The organism is Methylophilus sp. (genome assembly GCF_052173275.1).
GTDB lineage: Bacteria > Pseudomonadota > Gammaproteobacteria > Burkholderiales > Methylophilaceae > Methylophilus.
The window spans coordinates 1,671,444-1,686,199 of the sequence record NZ_JBQMUL010000002.1 but is presented as its reverse complement, the minus strand read 5'-3'; the positions used below and the strand labels follow the sequence as shown (position 1 = coordinate 1,686,199).

16 protein-coding genes are annotated in these 14,756 nt (G+C 52.6%); 4 read left to right on the top strand and 12 right to left on the bottom strand.

The features are described 5' to 3' along the window. Nucleotides 1-34 precede the first annotated feature (34 nt). The 4 genes from ACTS9Y_RS09580 to ybeY are packed head-to-tail and all read right to left on the bottom strand — an operon-like array spanning nt 35 to nt 2,207. Nucleotides 35-382, bottom strand: a complete 348-nt coding sequence (locus ACTS9Y_RS09580; RefSeq protein WP_442585708.1) for a winged helix-turn-helix domain-containing protein — start codon at nt 380-382, stop codon at nt 35-37. Between the two features lie 7 nt (nt 383-389). Continuing rightward, nucleotides 390-938 carry an SMC-Scp complex subunit ScpB gene (scpB, locus tag ACTS9Y_RS09575; protein ID WP_442585707.1) on the bottom strand — a complete coding sequence of 183 codons (549 nt, stop codon included), beginning with the start codon at nt 936-938 and terminating at the stop codon, nt 390-392. Further along, nucleotides 938-1,735 carry a segregation and condensation protein A gene (locus ACTS9Y_RS09570; protein WP_442585706.1) on the bottom strand — a complete coding sequence of 266 codons (798 nt, stop codon included), beginning with the start codon at nt 1,733-1,735 and terminating at the stop codon, nt 938-940. The genes scpB and ACTS9Y_RS09570 overlap by 1 nt, the downstream gene beginning before the upstream one ends. Nucleotides 1,736-1,772: 37 nt before the next feature. After that, entirely contained in the window at nt 1,773-2,207 is a 435-nt protein-coding gene (gene ybeY, locus ACTS9Y_RS09565) for an rRNA maturation RNase YbeY (RefSeq protein ID WP_442585705.1), read from the bottom strand. 64 nt (nt 2,208-2,271) lie between these two features. On the opposite strand from ybeY, the gene tpiA reads away from it, so the two are divergent. Next, complete coding sequence (gene tpiA, locus ACTS9Y_RS09560; RefSeq protein WP_442585704.1) at nt 2,272-3,054, top strand: triose-phosphate isomerase; 783 nt, start codon at nt 2,272-2,274, stop codon at nt 3,052-3,054. 84 nt (nt 3,055-3,138) lie between these two features. On the opposite strand, the gene ACTS9Y_RS09555 is transcribed toward tpiA, so the two are convergent. The 5 genes from ACTS9Y_RS09555 to ACTS9Y_RS09535 form a co-directional block, all read right to left on the bottom strand. Beyond that, nucleotides 3,139-3,357 (bottom strand): hypothetical protein, encoded by a 219-nt coding sequence (locus ACTS9Y_RS09555; protein WP_055827555.1) that lies wholly within the window; start codon nt 3,355-3,357, stop codon nt 3,139-3,141. Nucleotides 3,358-3,567: 210 nt separating this feature from the next. Next, on the bottom strand, nt 3,568-4,725 hold the full coding sequence (locus ACTS9Y_RS09550; protein WP_442585703.1) for a JmjC domain-containing protein: 1,158 nt from the start codon (nt 4,723-4,725) through the stop codon (nt 3,568-3,570). A 9-nt stretch (nt 4,726-4,734) separates the two neighbouring features. Further along, nucleotides 4,735-5,445 carry a hypothetical protein gene (locus ACTS9Y_RS09545; RefSeq protein WP_442585702.1) on the bottom strand — a complete coding sequence of 237 codons (711 nt, stop codon included), beginning with the start codon at nt 5,443-5,445 and terminating at the stop codon, nt 4,735-4,737. 26 nt (nt 5,446-5,471) lie between these two features. Next, the gene (gene phoR / locus ACTS9Y_RS09540; RefSeq protein ID WP_442585701.1) at nt 5,472-6,770 is read right to left on the bottom strand and encodes a phosphate regulon sensor histidine kinase PhoR; all 1,299 of its coding nucleotides are present in this window, start codon (nt 6,768-6,770) and stop codon (nt 5,472-5,474) included. Nucleotides 6,771-6,864: 94 nt separating this feature from the next. Beyond that, nucleotides 6,865-7,953, bottom strand: coding sequence for a TIGR03790 family protein (locus ACTS9Y_RS09535; protein WP_442585700.1), 1,089 nt, complete (start codon nt 7,951-7,953; stop codon nt 6,865-6,867). 124 nt (nt 7,954-8,077) lie between these two features. Between ACTS9Y_RS09535 and ACTS9Y_RS09530 the strand changes: the two genes are divergently transcribed. Continuing rightward, on the top strand, nt 8,078-8,773 hold the full coding sequence (locus ACTS9Y_RS09530) for an SDR family oxidoreductase (RefSeq protein ID WP_442585699.1): 696 nt from the start codon (nt 8,078-8,080) through the stop codon (nt 8,771-8,773). On the opposite strand, the gene ACTS9Y_RS09525 is transcribed toward ACTS9Y_RS09530, so the two are convergent. Both ACTS9Y_RS09525 and ACTS9Y_RS09520 read right to left on the bottom strand, forming a co-directional pair. Continuing rightward, on the bottom strand, nt 8,774-9,979 hold the full coding sequence (locus tag ACTS9Y_RS09525) for a GNAT family N-acetyltransferase (RefSeq protein ID WP_442585698.1): 1,206 nt from the start codon (nt 9,977-9,979) through the stop codon (nt 8,774-8,776). A 131-nt stretch (nt 9,980-10,110) separates the two neighbouring features. Next, nucleotides 10,111-10,677, bottom strand: coding sequence for a hypothetical protein (locus ACTS9Y_RS09520; protein ID WP_442585697.1), 567 nt, complete (start codon nt 10,675-10,677; stop codon nt 10,111-10,113). A gap of 452 nt (nt 10,678-11,129) precedes the next feature. On the opposite strand from ACTS9Y_RS09520, the gene ompR reads away from it, so the two are divergent. Further along, the gene (ompR, locus tag ACTS9Y_RS09515) at nt 11,130-11,855 is read left to right on the top strand and encodes an osmolarity response regulator transcription factor OmpR (RefSeq protein WP_442585696.1); all 726 of its coding nucleotides are present in this window, start codon (nt 11,130-11,132) and stop codon (nt 11,853-11,855) included. Between the two features lie 27 nt (nt 11,856-11,882). Continuing rightward, on the top strand, nt 11,883-13,196 hold the full coding sequence (locus ACTS9Y_RS09510; RefSeq protein WP_442585695.1) for an ATP-binding protein: 1,314 nt from the start codon (nt 11,883-11,885) through the stop codon (nt 13,194-13,196). Between the two features lie 59 nt (nt 13,197-13,255). On the opposite strand, the gene cysG is transcribed toward ACTS9Y_RS09510, so the two are convergent. After that, nucleotides 13,256-14,647 (bottom strand): siroheme synthase CysG, encoded by a 1,392-nt coding sequence (gene cysG, locus ACTS9Y_RS09505; RefSeq protein ID WP_442585694.1) that lies wholly within the window; start codon nt 14,645-14,647, stop codon nt 13,256-13,258. Between the last annotated feature and the right edge of the window lie 109 nt (nt 14,648-14,756).

The following is a 14,756-nucleotide window of genomic DNA, read 5'->3' as shown; positions in this document are numbered from 1 at the left end:
TATATCCACACGCGCATTACGAGAGCCAAAAAAATTACGTTTTTTTCAAATGTCTGGTGATCAGGTCCAGCTCATCCACCGCTGCCTGTGCCGATTTTTGCAGAATCTGCTGATAAGCCTCTATGAGCGATTTGCCAAATGCCGTGACTTGCGCGCCGCCACCATGCGTGCCGCCGGCACTACTCAGCACCACCGTCTGGTCAAAACAGCGATTCATCACATCCACCAGCTCCCAGGCTCGTCGATATGACATCTGCATCTGCTTGGCTGCCGCAGAGATAGACCCATGCTGCTCTATCATCTGCAACAGTTCGATTTTACCCGGCCCCAGCGCAGTATTGCCTTCATGATTGATTCGGATCTTGAGTAAGGTGGGCGACATCAGTCTATTATTCCAGCGGGATTTCGGCTTGGGCAAATGCTTCAAATGGGGGCAGCTCAGCCAATGAGCGCAGATTCAAGTCATCCAGAAAATGTTTGGTGGTTGCGTATAACGATGGCCGCCCTGGCACCTCGCGTTGACCGACCACGTCTATCCAGTCACGCTCCTGTAACTGGCGGATCACATTCGGGTTCACGGCCACGCCGCGGATCTGCTCGATATCGCCTCGGGTGACCGGCTGCCGGTAAGCAATAATCGCCAGCGTCTCCATGACGGCGCGCGAATATTTCGGCTGCCTTTCAGGGTTGAGCCGCGAAAGATATTCGCTGTAGTCCGGCTTGGCCTGGAAGCGGTAACCACTGGCTACCTGCACCAGATCCAGCGTTCTATCCACCCAATCTGTTTTCAGTTCGTCCAGCAGCATGCGCAAGGTTGCGCGCTCCATGCGGCCAGCAAACAGTTTCAGCAGATCGTCCAGTGCCAGCGCCTGCGGCGAAGTCAGCAAGGCTGCCTCCAGAATCTGCTTCATTTCCTGGATATTGTCCGGCTCGCGCATTATGAGGCCTCCTCAATAGAAGCGTGTGCCTGCAGATAAATCGTGCCGAACGCTTCCTGCTGCGTAATGCGGATCAGGCCTTCTTTTGCCAGCTCCAGCATGGCCAGGAAACTCACTACCAGCTTGGGGATGCCATCACTCTCCAGATCAAACAACTCATCAAAGCGCAACACGGTTGCCGTGCTCAAGCGCCGCAATAACATACTCATGTGTTCTCGCACCGAAAGTTCCGCGCGGCCCAGTTTGTGATGCTGGTTTAATTTGGCACGTTTGAGCACATTGCGCCAGGCCTCGACCAGGTCATCCAGGCTGACTTCCGGCGGTTTGACCTGGCTGATATGCTGGTAATAAGCAGCAGCCACATCGATCTCTTCCCCTACTTTAGGCAAGGCATCCAGGCGTTGCGCAGCCAGCTTGATGGCTTCGTATTCCATCAAGCGCCTGACCAGTTCCGCACGCGGGTCATCCTCTTCTTCAACTTCAGCAGGTTTGGGCAGCAGCATGCGTGATTTGATTTCAATCAGCATGGCGGCCATCAACAGATAATCGGCGGCCAGCTCGAGTTTGATGGCTTTCATCTTTTCGACATACGCCATGTATTGGGCAGTCAGCCGCGCCATCTGGATATCCAGGATATCCAGATTATGTTTGCGGATCAGGTAGAGCAATAGATCCAGCGGGCCTTCAAAGGTATCGAGATAGACTTCCAGCGCGTCTGGCGGAATATACAAGTCTTGCGGCAGCTCGGAGAGCGTTTCACCTTTGATTTTGACCTGGCTGAGTTCCGGGATATCCATACTGGGATTGTAACGATTTGCGCGCGCGGATTAAAGGCTATTCGGCATACGGGTTGTCAAAGCCCAGTTTTTGCATGACTGCCATTTCCATAGACTCCATCAAATCGGCTTGTGCATCTACCTCATGGTCATAGCCATGCAGGTGCAATACGCCATGCACGGTCATATGTGCATAATGCGCCAGCAAGGTTTTACCCTGCTCAGCAGCCTCTTTCGCCACCACTGGGGCACAGATCACAATATCGCCCATCAACTGAGGTTCTTCGGTTAATGGAAATGTCAGCACATTGGTCGCATAATCCTTGCCACGATAAGTCGCATTCAACAAACGCCCTTCCTCGGCATCGACAATGCGGATGGTGACACTGGTATCCACACGTAACGCGGCACGCACCCAGCGCCTGAAGTCGGCCTCGGCTGGCAGGCTGTTTTCTTCTGAAGCGAGTTGCAGGGAAAAATCTAGTTGCGGCATACGGTCAAGTTTTCTGAAAAATATCCGTCATTATAAGAAGAAAACCCTTAAAGGAAACCGTGGGATGTCGAATCGGCCGAAACTGGTGGTTGCCAATCGCAAAATGCATGGCAACGTACCGGATAATCATCAATTCATGCAAAGCCTGTTGCAGCAAACGCAGCATCACCAGGCGCGCTACGCCGTGTGCCCGCCACATCCCTACCTCTACCAGGCGCAACATATCCTGCAAAACAGCCACATTGCCTGGGGTGGGCAAAACATGAGCCGCTTTGAGAAAGGCGCTTATACCGGCTCGGTTTCTCCCGTCATGCTGAAAGAGTTTGGTTGCACTTACGTGATCATTGGCCATTCAGAACGCAGGCAACGCGGCCATGATAGCGATGAAAGCTGCGGTGAACGGTTTGAAGCGGCAATCAAAGCCGGGCTTACGCCTATCTTGTGTATTGGTGAAACGCTGGATGAATATGAACAGGGCGAAACCGACCTGGTGGTCGTACGCCAGTTAAATCCTGTGATTGCGCATGTGGGGATACAGGCATTATCACAAGGTGTGATTGCCTATGAACCGGTATGGGCGATTGGATCTGGCAAAGCGGCCACACCGCAACACGTGCAGGCGATTTTGTCATTTATACGCGGACACATAGGCTTGCTCGACGAACAGGTCGCAGAAAAAATCGATTTGCTTTATGGCGGCAGTGTGAACCCTGGCAACGCCGCACAACTACTCAGCATGCCGGATGTAGATGGTGGCCTGATCGGGGGAGCGTCATTGGTCGCAGAAGATTTTATCCGCATCTGCCAGATCGCCAACGAGCTCACTGCCCTGAAAACCGCCGCTTAATCGTGAGCACGAGCTGACAGGCAATAAAAAAAGCCGACTTGCGTCGGCTTTTTTACAACCAGGTAATCCAGATTACTGTCTGAATTACTTAGCTTCTTCAGCAGGAGCAGCTTCAGCTGGTGCAGCTTCAGCAGGAGCAGCTTCAGCAGGAGCAGCTTCAACTGGTGTTTCAGCAGCTGGTGTTTCAGCAGCTGGAGCTTCAGCAGCAGGAGCCTCAACAGCAGGAGCCTCTTCAGCTGGTTTTTCACCACAAGCGGTCAAAGCCAAAGCCAACAATGCAGCCAACAATGCAGAACGTGTCATCTTTATTTCCTTAGTATGTATGAGCAAAATTTTGTGTACGGCACAATTCTGATATCCAAGAACCCGCCGAGTGGAAAAATTGTATCAGTAATTTATTAAAAAAAGAATGTAAGTGCAATTAAAAACACAGGATTTTTTTGCATAAGAACAACAACTCTGCATTTTTTGACAAAAATAGGCCATAAATGGTTCAAATTAGCACTGCCAAGCTCAGATTTCATCCAAATGCAGGTACCCAAGCAGATACATCTCACGTAGCCAGGGTAGTAAATGATGGCTACTTTCGGCCTGTAATAATGATGCGTCAAGTTGCCGCTGGTTAGCCAATGTATTCAGCAAACGCTCCCCTTCCGGCGCGACATGTACCACCTCACCATTGATAAAATATTGCCCCTGCCAATGCAACATTTGCGTTTGCAGGTCTAGTGCAATGCCCTGAGCGCATGCTGCATCGGTAAACTTTGCCTGGCTGAGCTTGCGGTTGGGTGTAAAAACCACATAGGCTTTCGGCTCAGTGAAGTAGCGCGCCAGGAAAGGCCCCAGCGCGTCAGGCTGCCAGGTCAACCGTTGCAGCATGCCACTGACCCTCTCCACCATCGCCTGGTCAATCGCCGCAGCATCAGTGACAGGCTGCAATTCAGGGTCTTGGTATAGCTCATCTGGCAAGCTTTCTTGCCTGCAGGCATCGAGAAACTCCACTGCCAATTCCCTGGCTGCCGGTGCGCGGAACCCGATGGAATAGGTCATACAATCATCATCTTCGGCCACGCCCCAATGCGCCACATTGGGTGGCAGGTAAAGCATATCGCCGGGTTCCAGCACCCACTCCTGCTCGCTGACAAAATGGGAAAGAATACGCAAGGGTGCATTCGCGATCAGGCGGGTATCCTGTTGCTGGCTGATAGACCAGCGGCGCTTTCCCGCGCCTTGCAGCAGAAACACATCATAACTGTCGAGATGCGGGCCGACGCCGCCGCCCGTTGGCGCATAACTGACCATGACATCATCCAGCCTGGCGGTGGGAATGAAAGCAAAGTGGTTTAACAAGGCTTGCGCTTCCGGCAACAGGTGGTTCAGGCCTTGCACCAGTAGCGTCCAGTGTTGTGCAGGCAAGGCTGAAAAGTCTTCTTCATCGAACGGGCCTGGCGTGACCTGCCAGCCTGCCCCTTCTTGCGCATGGTCAGGATCAAACTGGATCAGGCGTGAGGGCACTTCAGTTTCGCAGGCCAACCCTGCCAGCTCATCCGGGCTCAGCAAGCCGGTGAATCCGGGGATGGCGCCACGGATCAATAATGGTTTTTTTTGCCAGTATTCCGCCATGAATTCGGCTGGCGTCAGGCCATTGAGTAAAGTCAGTGCTTGTTGCATGAATAATGTTTATCTAAAAGGGAGGAAAGGCGTCGTAGTGATACTTTGCGTTAAGCGGGAAATAAAACGCTGCGATTTTTCCGCCAGCATCAAGGCCAGTAGATCAGTCCGCGCGATCAGTTTGGTGAACTCACGTTCAAAACTCAGGTTCTGTCCATCAGCCTGTATGCTGTTGGTGAGCAATAATAGCTCACCGCGTGCATTTCTGGCGGTGCCCAGCTTCCAGACGGCGATCTCTACATTGCGTGCTGCATTGTACAAGTTTTGCGGCTCTATGCTATCCATGAGGAAGAATGCGGATTTATTGCCATGTGCACGGTATAACATTGATTGTAACCCGACAATCAGCGCCAGCACGCGGTCGCCACTAAATTGCGGGTTCAACGCCAGCTTGATCGCTGCCGTATCCTGTGCGCCGCCCAGGGCGTCAAACTTCCACTGATGCGTAGCGACCTGGTCAAACACCTGGCTTGCAATCTGGTCCGCTGTTCCCAGGCCAGATTTTTGCACTTCGGCAGGGTTACGTTTGTATAACTTGAGCATCAACAGGCGCAAACTGGCGACATTTTCGGCGTACTCAATATCTGCCAGCCGGTCGCTATCGCTTTTCACTAACTGATGGAAGGTGTTGCGGTCTTGCCGCATCGGCACTGGCTTGCCATTGGGTGAATCCACATAGCCGCCACTGGGGCTAGTGCTGCAGGCGGCAAGCAACAACATGCTTATCCAGCTGCAGCCTCGCCATGTCATGCCACGAGCACCCTTTGCGCCGGGAATACGATACTGAAACGGCTGCCTTTTCCTGGCTCGCTTTCCACTTTCAGGATCGCCTGGTGATGATGCAGGATATGCTTCACAATCGACAGGCCAAGACCGGTGCCACCCGTGTCGCGGCTGCGCCCGCTGTCCACCCGGTAAAAACGCTCAGTCAGCCTGGGCAAATGCTGAGGCTCGATACCGATGCCGGTATCCTGCACACTGAATATCACCTGATCCTCCTGCATCTGCCAGAAAATATCTATCTTGCCATTTTCCGGGGTATAACGCACGGCGTTACTGGTCAGGTTGCTCATGGCGCTCAGCAATTCATTATAGCTGCCGCGGAGATTCACATTGGCGTCCATATGCAGGGTCACCGTGTGCTCACCCTGGCTCAACGCTTTGGCATCTTTCAGCAACTGGTTGAGCAGGGGTTCCATGGCAATATCGGTTTCATCCTTGAGCAGCACATTATTTTCCAGACTGGATAATGTCAGCAAGTCCTCAATAATGCGCCGCATACGGGTAGTTTGCGATTGCATCATATCGAAATAGGGTTGAATGTCAGGCGAGACTTCGCCTTGCATATCGCTGATGGTTTCCAGGAAACCACCCACCACTGTCAACGGTGTGCGCAACTCATGCGACACATTGGCAATAAAATCCCTGCGCATGATTTCTGTTTTTTCAATGGCAGAGATATCGCGGCAGATCAGCAAGCGCTGTTTGCTGGCAAAAGGAATAATCTGTAATTCAAGCGACACATCCGGGCTACGCCAGGATTTCAGTTTTAGCGGCTCGCTGTAATCTTCGCTCTGCAGATACTGCACGAACTCGGCCTGCCGCAACAAATAATAGATAGGCTGGTTTTCATCATGGTGACGCTTCAGGCCCAGGCGTTGCACTGCCGGTTCATTGAACCATTCGATTTCGTTACGGTGATTGAGCACCACCACGCCATCCGGCAATGCACTGGTTGCGTGGCGTAACCTTTCCAGTGTGCTGCTTAGCTGGCTCTGACTACGCGAGTGCCTGCGCATTTCCTGGTAGAGGTTGGCAAAGATGTCTTCCCAGATGCCTTTGCCATTGGGCATGAAATTAAGGCCAGGTTTTAATGACCATTGATAGAGCCTATGCATCCAGTAAAGATGCCCGCCCAGGTAGGCAATGATGCCTGCTGTATAAATCAGCCAGGCGGTCTCGGCACTGGTGGCCCACCCCAGGATCAGGCAGCAGAACGCCCAGAAAACCAGTAGCCAGAACGCTTTCCAACGAATATCTTGCACAGGCAATACCCAAAATACAGATGGCTGGGATTATACGACACATCCGCGGCAGGATTGTGACGCGACGGCGAAGGTGCGGATCACTCCGCAGCCCTTAGTCCGGAGTGAAGGGGGCGCTTCTGGCATAAGGTTTGGCCAGCGGCTCGCCTACGAACAAGCCTTGCATCGGCCATTTAACGCTTTTCCAGTAAGACTCTATCAATGTTTCGCCTGCCAGGTAATGCCCCATCACCACTTGCGGATTAGGGAATTTTTGCCAGTAATTACATGGCTCTGACACCGTACCGTAGCTGCCGGTGACCCCCGCATCCAGCCAGCGGGAGGCAGGCATCTGAAAGCTGCTGGTCAACAGGCCGCCAAAAGAAGTCAGGTGATCGGCAATCGCGCCGGGCAGGTAGCTGTTGGTCAGCAGGTAATCAACCTGTGCCTGCCCGGTGAAATAAAACATGACCGCCTGGCCTTTCTCAAGCGCTTCCTGATTTGGCGTATGCAAGGTCAACCGTTTGGATTTGACTGTCATGCCATCCGGCGGGAAGAAGGGTTCGCGCGGCTTGGAGCGCGCGGCATCTTTGGTTTTCAGGAAATAACCATTGCCTTCATTGAGGCTGAACTCGCTCAATGTACCGCGATCGATCAATGCTTTTGCGGCATCGACACTGGTAATCGGCAGCAACATTGACAGGCGGATATGATGATCTGCCCACGGGCGCAATGAGGTGCTATTAAAATAAGGGCTATCGCGGCCGGGATCACAGGTTTTTTTACACTGCTCGAGGTCCAGCCCCAGTGTCAGCGCGCCGGTCAGGCTGTTGCACTGCACGGCGAACGGTGTCTTCCACACCAGTAACAACACCTGCTGGTTGCCAAGCTTGGCTTCGATCTGGCTTTTGAGTGACTCGAATTCCGCAACGGTCAGCGTATCCTTGCTTTGTCGTGGCAGCTCGATGCCGATCAGGTTTTCGGCAGGCACCTGGCGCGCCTGCAAATAATAACGGGCGACTTCTTCACTGAGTGCATCATTGATATTGTAAATAACCGCCACATCTTCTGGCTTGAGTAGTGACGGCCGGGTGCGTAATTGCCGGCTCATATCCACTGCGCCGGCCAGCACTTCATTCACCATCAATACAAAAAAAAGACACAGCCCAAGACTGAAAACACCCCATGTTCGATTAAAACCCATCAATACTCGCCACTTCCATTCATGGTTATAAATATACAGCTCAGGCAAAAGAAACCGCGTAAAATTCAATCATATCCCAGATTGCCTTATATACCTGAAACATTGATTTAAGGAGATGCATGCCATGACAACCTCTCAAACTATTCTGATCACCGGCGCCAACCGTGGGATCGGGCTGGAATACGTCAGGCAATATGCGCAGGCAGGCGACACGGTGTATGCGACCGTCCGCGACATCGCCAGCGCTGATGAATTGCAATCGCTGGCGGCCAGGCATGCACATATCCATGTGCTGTCACTCGACGTTGCAGATGTCGCCGCTATCCGTGCCATGGCTAAGCAGTTATCTGAGGTGACCATTGATATTTTGATCAGCAATGCAGGTATTTATCCGCCCAGCCGTTTAGGCACGACTGACCCGCAGGAATGGCTGCACGCTTTCCAGGTCAACACTCTCACCACCTACTATCTGGCAGAAGCGTTTTTGACGCATCTAAAAGGCGCAAATCAAGGCAAGGTGATCGCCATGACCAGCAAAATGGGCAGCATCGCGGATAATGGCAGTGGTGGTGAATACATTTACCGCAGCACTAAAACAGCCCTCAATATGGTGGTGAAAAGTCTGGCGCTGGACCTGCAGCCATTCAACATTGCAGTCGCCTTATTGCATCCGGGCTGGGTACGCACCGATATGGGTGGCCCGAACGGATTGATCAATACCGAAACCAGCGTCGCCGGGTTGCGTAAAGTCATTACTGACCTGAGCCTGGCACAGTCCGGTGAGTTTATTGCCTATGACGGCAAGCCTGTGCCGTGGTAATCATGCAGGTTCATCATTGACTGAAAAGTCACTCATCGAACCCTCACTCGCCGGGTGGGCCACCACCTTGTAAGGGCTACGTTCTTCCAGCTCATTCACGTAGTGCTGCATGCTGGGTTCCTCCCTGGCTAAAAAGCGCGCCACACTCTGGTGAAAATCCTCGTGCGTTAACCAGTGGTATGAACAAGTGGTATAAGGCGCAAACCCGCGCGCCAGTTTATGCACACCTTGCGCGCCACCTTCAAAATAACGGATGCCCTGGCTGATGCAAAACGCCTGTGGCTGGTAATAACACAATTCGAAATGCAGGCATGAGATATCGCGCAAGCTACCCCAGTAGCGGCCATATAGCGATTCCGGCCCTGATATGCACAGACTTGCGGCGATATCCTCTCCCGCATGCGTGGCAATAAACAGCAAAATGTTATCCGGCATATCGCGGACAATATGTTCAAAAAACGCCATGGATAAATATGGCTGGCTGCCGTGCCTGTGGTAGGTATTGCTGTAGCACTGATAAAACAATGCCAATTCATCCGCAGTGAGTTGCTGCCCATTGCGCACGCGGCAAGTCACACCTTGTTGCGTGACTTTGTTTCTTTCCTGGCGGATTTTTTTACGCTTGTCGCGGCTGAGCACCGCCATAAAGGCTTCCCAATCGGCATAGTCCTGGTTTTCCCAGCGAAACTGCACGCCGTCACGGCGTAACAGGCCCTGCGCCGCGCACTGCGTGGCTGATAAGGCATCTGGAAACAGCACATGCGTGCCTGATAAGCCATGTTGTTCACACAACGCCCGCATGTGCTGCAACATGGCGGCTGCGAGCTGTTCCGGCTCAGCGTAATCAGGGTGGATCAGTAAACGCGGGCCGGTGACGGGCGAAAAGGGAATCGCAGAAATCAGCTTGGGATAATAGGTACCACCCGCCTGTTCATAGGCATCCGCCCAGGACCAGTCAAATACATATTCCCCATACGAATGCGTTTTTATGTAGCAAGGCGCGGCGGCGATCAGTTGCTCGCCATCGAATACCGTCAGATGATAAGGCACCCAGCCGGTCTGGTGATCCACTGAAGCCGAGGATTCAAACGCATGCAAAAACCGGTAATCCAGCATCGGGTGGGGCCCGGCCAGGGCTTGCCAGGCGGCAGGTGCAATATCCTGCAACCCTCGGGACCAGTTAAATGATAAATGACTGAGAGGCATGATCAATTTATACCATGCTAACGCGAAATCGGGTGAGCCTGTGCAAGGTCAGTTCAGGATAAGCAGTCTATCGCCATACCTAGAAAACATTGCTGCAGGGACTGACACAGCGTGTCATGAGCTGGGAAAAATTAGCTAGGGCGCTTGCGCAGGCCAGCGTTATCCTTACCGGAAGAGTTCACAGAACTGCTGGCGGGGATAACAGAAGGATTAGATTTTGACTTATTTTTGAGTTTGGCATCGATGTCGGCATCGGCCGCTGCGGCTTGCTGTGCTTCCGTTTTAGATTCTGCCTCGCGCTGGCGCTCGGTCATCTTGGCATAAGCATTTTCGAGTTCTTCCAGCGTGATCACACCATCGCCATCCAAATCAACATAAGAGAAATGTCGTGCCACCTGTGGCAGGCACAGGGTGGCTTCTTCCCTATCCAGCGTTTCATCGTTATCGCGGTTACATTCATTAAAGCGCTGCGAAATGCTGTCGTGCATGGCTTTGCGCTTTTGTAACATCAATTGGTGGTCGGGATCGGTATTACGGGCATACTCGGTAAGCGCCTTGCGCAAGCGCGCACGGTCTTCAGGGCTGAAGTTGTGTTCCAACGTTTTGGCAAGTCCGGCGTCATCGTTGTCTATCACGCGGTTATCACTTAACCTGATAGGCAACTTAAGATCGGCACAGGCAGGCAATGCTAGCAACATGGTCGTTGTTAGCAAAAAAACCTCATTTAAATGTTTTATCGCTCTAAACATCCACACCTATACATAACATCGTGTTTTCATCAAAGAAAGCCCCGCTTTGTTTGATAAAGATCACTTGGAAAAATGCCAGCTGACGACAAAAAAGTCAGGCTGCATACCATAACGCAACTGTAGCAAGCACATCAACAGTTTTAACACAAAATAGCGTTTTTCAAACCGTCGTTTTGTGTAAACGGGCACTCATGATGCCTAAGGATTGTAAATGTAATATTTCATCTTAAACGCTATTTGTAACCAATTTGTAACAGACCCATTTCATGCTCTGTGCTGCTTGGAGTATAATGCCAGCTAATAAGTTTAGTCCCCCCAGCCGTTTTATCACGTGGTCTCATGACCGTGTTATTTCGGCTTAACGCGTTAACCAAGACGCCAGCTTTAGTGTGAAGGTTCGTATGGCAGAACAGTTTAAAAAAATCTTGATGGTCGATGACGACTTGCGCATGCGCGAACTTTTACAGCGTTACCTGACAGAACAAGGGTTTAATATCAAATCTGTGTCTGACGGCAAGGAACTGGACAAAGCCATGGCCGCCGAGAGCTTTGATTTACTGATTCTCGACCTGATGCTGCCTGGCGAAGACGGCCTCGCCATTTGCCGCCGCTTGCGTGGCTCTAACCATGTGACACCTATTATCATGCTGACCGCCCGTGGTGACGAGGTCGATCGTATCGTCGGCCTGGAGATGGGCGCGGATGACTACTTACCCAAGCCGTTCAACCCCCGCGAGTTACTGGCACGCATCAATGCCGTACTGCGCCGCCACGAGATCATGCCCAAACTGGCGACTGAAGATAAAAGTGCCGCCTTCCAGTTTGGTGAATTTGTGTTTGACATCAACACCCGCAGCCTGAGCAAAAATGGCACGCAGATCACCATCACCAGTGGTGAATTCACTTTACTAAAAGTGTTTACTGAGCATCCGCGCCAGCCACTTTCACGCGACCGCTTGATGCAACTGGCACGCGGCCGTGAGCTCGATGTATTTGACCGCAGCATTGATGTACAGGTCTCGCGCCTGCGCCGGATCATTGAACCGGATCCAGCACATCCACGTTACTTGCAAACCATGTGGGGCTTTGGCTATGTGTTTATTCCTGATGGCGAATCCCCGCAGTAACGCGCCTCATCCCAAGCCTTAGCTCTCGTGCGCCTACTGCCCCGCAGACTGCTCTCCCGCATCATGTTACTGATTGCCATTCTATTGGCCGTCAGTATCTATGCATCGCTCAAAATCTTTGATTATTTTGACCGCGAACCCCGCGCAACTGCAGCGGCGTTGCAAGCCGTCACCATCGTCAACTACACGCGCGCCTCCCTGATCGCTTCGCATGAAAACCGCCGCCTGGCACTGCTTTCTGAATTGTCTGGTAGAGAAGGTGTACGCGTATATGCGGCCGACTTTCTGGAAGACATTGAGCCACTGCCGCTTGATCCGTTCATCGGCCTGATGGCGCAAAAGATTCGCGATAAGCTGGGCGAAGAAACCATTATTACCGTCAACCACTATGATATTCCGGGTTTATGGATCAGTTTTAATGTCGGCCAGGATGACTTTTGGGTGGTGATTCCCAAGATCCAGGTTGATAGACCTTTCCCCTGGCACTGGCTGGGCTGGGCCGCCGTAGTTGGCCTGTTGTCACTGATCGGTGGTTACTTGCTGACTGCCCGCATCAACCGCCCTTTAACCATGCTCGTGCATGCGGCAGAGCGTCTGCGTAATGGCGAACCGGCGCCAAAACTGCCTGAAGACAGCGTAGAAGAACTGCGTGAAGTGACGCATACCTTTAACCAGATGGCGGAATCATTGGCGAGGCTGGATGCAGAGCGCACCTTGCTGCTGGCCGGGGTATCGCATGACATACGCACCCCGTTAGCCAGGTTGCGGCTGGCAGTGGAAATGTTGCCGCAAGAAGCCGATTATATGAAGCACGGCATGATTGAAGATATTTCCGATATGGACAACATCATTCACCAGTTCCTGGATTTTGTCCGCGGCGTGGAAGGCGAACCGACACGCATGATGGATATCAATGACCTGTTGCGCGCCTTGTCTGAAAGACAGTTACGCGCCGGCCGTGAATTAAAGATATCGCTGGGCCCCAAGTATTTCATTCCTATCCGTCCATTGGCCATGCAGCGCTTGCTGGATAACCTGGTCGGCAATGCCTATAACTATGGCAAAGGTAAAGTAGAAGTGCGTAGCCAGGTGATGGCGGATAAGATCGTGGTCAGCGTGCTGGATAATGGCCCCGGCATTCCGCCAGAGCACGCCGAGCGTTTGTTACGTCCGTTTGAACGCATGGATAGCGCGCGCAACAAATATGAAGGTGGCAGTGGTTTGGGGCTTGCCATTTGCAACCGCATCTCCAAATTGCATGGCGGCCAGCTTTACTTGCTTAACCGCCCCGAAGGCGGGCTGGAAGCCAGGCTGTCACTGCCTATCTTGCCGAATACTTAAGTCAAGTATCTGCGTTTTTCCGGGTGTTAAACTGCCCATCAATTTACCCACTAAACAGCTTACTCTTCGGCTGGCGTAAACCAGTTCAGGCGTGACCGCAACTGCACTACTTCACCGATAATCGTCAGGCTAGGCGGTTTCAATCCGGCAGCCGCCACATCGATTGCCAATGTCGCTAGGGTGGATTCCACCACACGTTGCTTATGGGTGGTACCTTGCTGTATCACTGCGGCAGGCATTGTTGGTGAGACGCCATGCGCGATCAATTGCGCACAAATCTGTTCCAGGCCGACTAACCCCATATAAATCACCACCGTTTGCCGCGGGCGCGCCATCGCCTGCCAGTCCAGGTCTACCGTGCCATCTTTAAGGTGGCCGGTGATAAACAAGCAAGCCTGCGCATAATCCCTATGGGTCAAGGGGATACCGGCATAACTGGACACCCCATTCGCCGCAGTAATACCGGGCACCACCTGAAACGGCACACCATGCTGCATCAGCGTTTCGATCTCTTCGCCGCCACGGCCAAAAATAAACGGGTCGCCGCCTTTCAAGCGCAACACACGTTTGCCCTCCAGCGCCAGCCTGGCAAGCAAGGCATTGATCTCTTCTTGCGGCAAAGTATGCTGGTCTCGCGACTTGCCGACATAAATCAGTTCAGCATCGCGGCGCACCAGCTCCATCACTTCTTTGCTGACCAGTTTGTCATACACGCACACATCGCATTGCTGCATCAAACGCAGCGCCCGAAACGTCAGCAGATCAGGATCGCCCGGCCCGCCACCCACCAGATAGACCTCTCCACGCGCTGGCGCATCGTCACTTTGCGTTAATAGCTCGCCAAGTAACACGCGCGCAGCCTGCTCCTGACCGGACAATACACGCTCGACCAGCGGGCCATTCAACACATCCTCCCAAAACCGTCGCCGTGCCTGGGTGGTGGAGAATTTGGCTTTCACCTGATCCCTAAACTCCCCGGCGATGGTCGCGATGTGCCCATAAGCAGCGGGCAGCATGGTTTCGATTTTGCTGCGTATATGCCGCGCCAGCACGGGCGCATTGCCTTCACTCGAGATTGCGATCACCACCGGGCTACGGTCAATGATAGAGCCCATGGTGAAGGTACACAGCGCAGGCGCATCCACCACATTGACGGGAATATTCAAGCGCTTGGCCGCCACGGAGACGGCCTCATTCACCGCCTCATCATTGGTGGCCGCGATCACTAGGCAAGCGCCAGTCAGCTGTTCGGGTGCAAAGCAGGTTTTCACATACTCTATCTCGTTTTGCGCCAGCAGTTCATGCAACTGGTCACTTAACTCAGGCGCAATCACAACCACACTACCCTGCGCCTTGCGCAGCATGATGACTTTGCGCGTGGCCACGTCACCACCGCCTATGACCAGACAACGCCGCTGTGCAATATTAAAAAAGATCGGTAAGGCTTGCATGCAATAAGGCTTTTTAAAAGATCAGCCATTTTACCGCAGTCACGAATTGCGTTGCCGATTATCATGCCAGCCACAGTCAAATACGCTAAAATACTGTTTTGATTTGAAA

Excerpts from the sequence above, each read along its gene's own strand:
- ACTS9Y_RS09555 (WP_055827555.1), bottom strand. The coding sequence starts at position 3,357 with ATGACACGTTCTGCATTGTTGGCTGCATTGTTGGCTTTGGCTTTGACC.
- cysG (WP_442585694.1), bottom strand. The coding sequence starts at position 14,647 with ATGCAAGCCTTACCGATCTTTTTTAATATTGCACAGCGGCGTTGTCTG.
- ompR (WP_442585696.1), top strand. The coding sequence starts at position 11,130 with ATGGCAGAACAGTTTAAAAAAATCTTGATGGTCGATGACGACTTGCGC.
- ACTS9Y_RS09530 (WP_442585699.1), top strand. The coding sequence starts at position 8,078 with ATGACAACCTCTCAAACTATTCTGATCACCGGCGCCAACCGTGGGATC.
- ACTS9Y_RS09580 (WP_442585708.1), bottom strand. The coding sequence starts at position 382 with ATGTCGCCCACCTTACTCAAGATCCGAATCAATCATGAAGGCAATACT.
- ACTS9Y_RS09535 (WP_442585700.1), bottom strand. The coding sequence starts at position 7,953 with ATGGGTTTTAATCGAACATGGGGTGTTTTCAGTCTTGGGCTGTGTCTT.
- ACTS9Y_RS09545 (WP_442585702.1), bottom strand. The coding sequence starts at position 5,445 with ATGTTGTTGCTTGCCGCCTGCAGCACTAGCCCCAGTGGCGGCTATGTG.
- scpB (WP_442585707.1), bottom strand. The coding sequence starts at position 938 with ATGCGCGAGCCGGACAATATCCAGGAAATGAAGCAGATTCTGGAGGCA.
- tpiA (WP_442585704.1), top strand. The coding sequence starts at position 2,272 with ATGTCGAATCGGCCGAAACTGGTGGTTGCCAATCGCAAAATGCATGGC.
- ACTS9Y_RS09570 (WP_442585706.1), bottom strand. The coding sequence starts at position 1,735 with ATGGATATCCCGGAACTCAGCCAGGTCAAAATCAAAGGTGAAACGCTC.
- ybeY (WP_442585705.1), bottom strand. The coding sequence starts at position 2,207 with ATGCCGCAACTAGATTTTTCCCTGCAACTCGCTTCAGAAGAAAACAGC.
- ACTS9Y_RS09520 (WP_442585697.1), bottom strand. The coding sequence starts at position 10,677 with ATGTTGCTAGCATTGCCTGCCTGTGCCGATCTTAAGTTGCCTATCAGG.
- ACTS9Y_RS09525 (WP_442585698.1), bottom strand. The coding sequence starts at position 9,979 with ATGCCTCTCAGTCATTTATCATTTAACTGGTCCCGAGGGTTGCAGGAT.
- ACTS9Y_RS09550 (WP_442585703.1), bottom strand. The coding sequence starts at position 4,725 with ATGCAACAAGCACTGACTTTACTCAATGGCCTGACGCCAGCCGAATTC.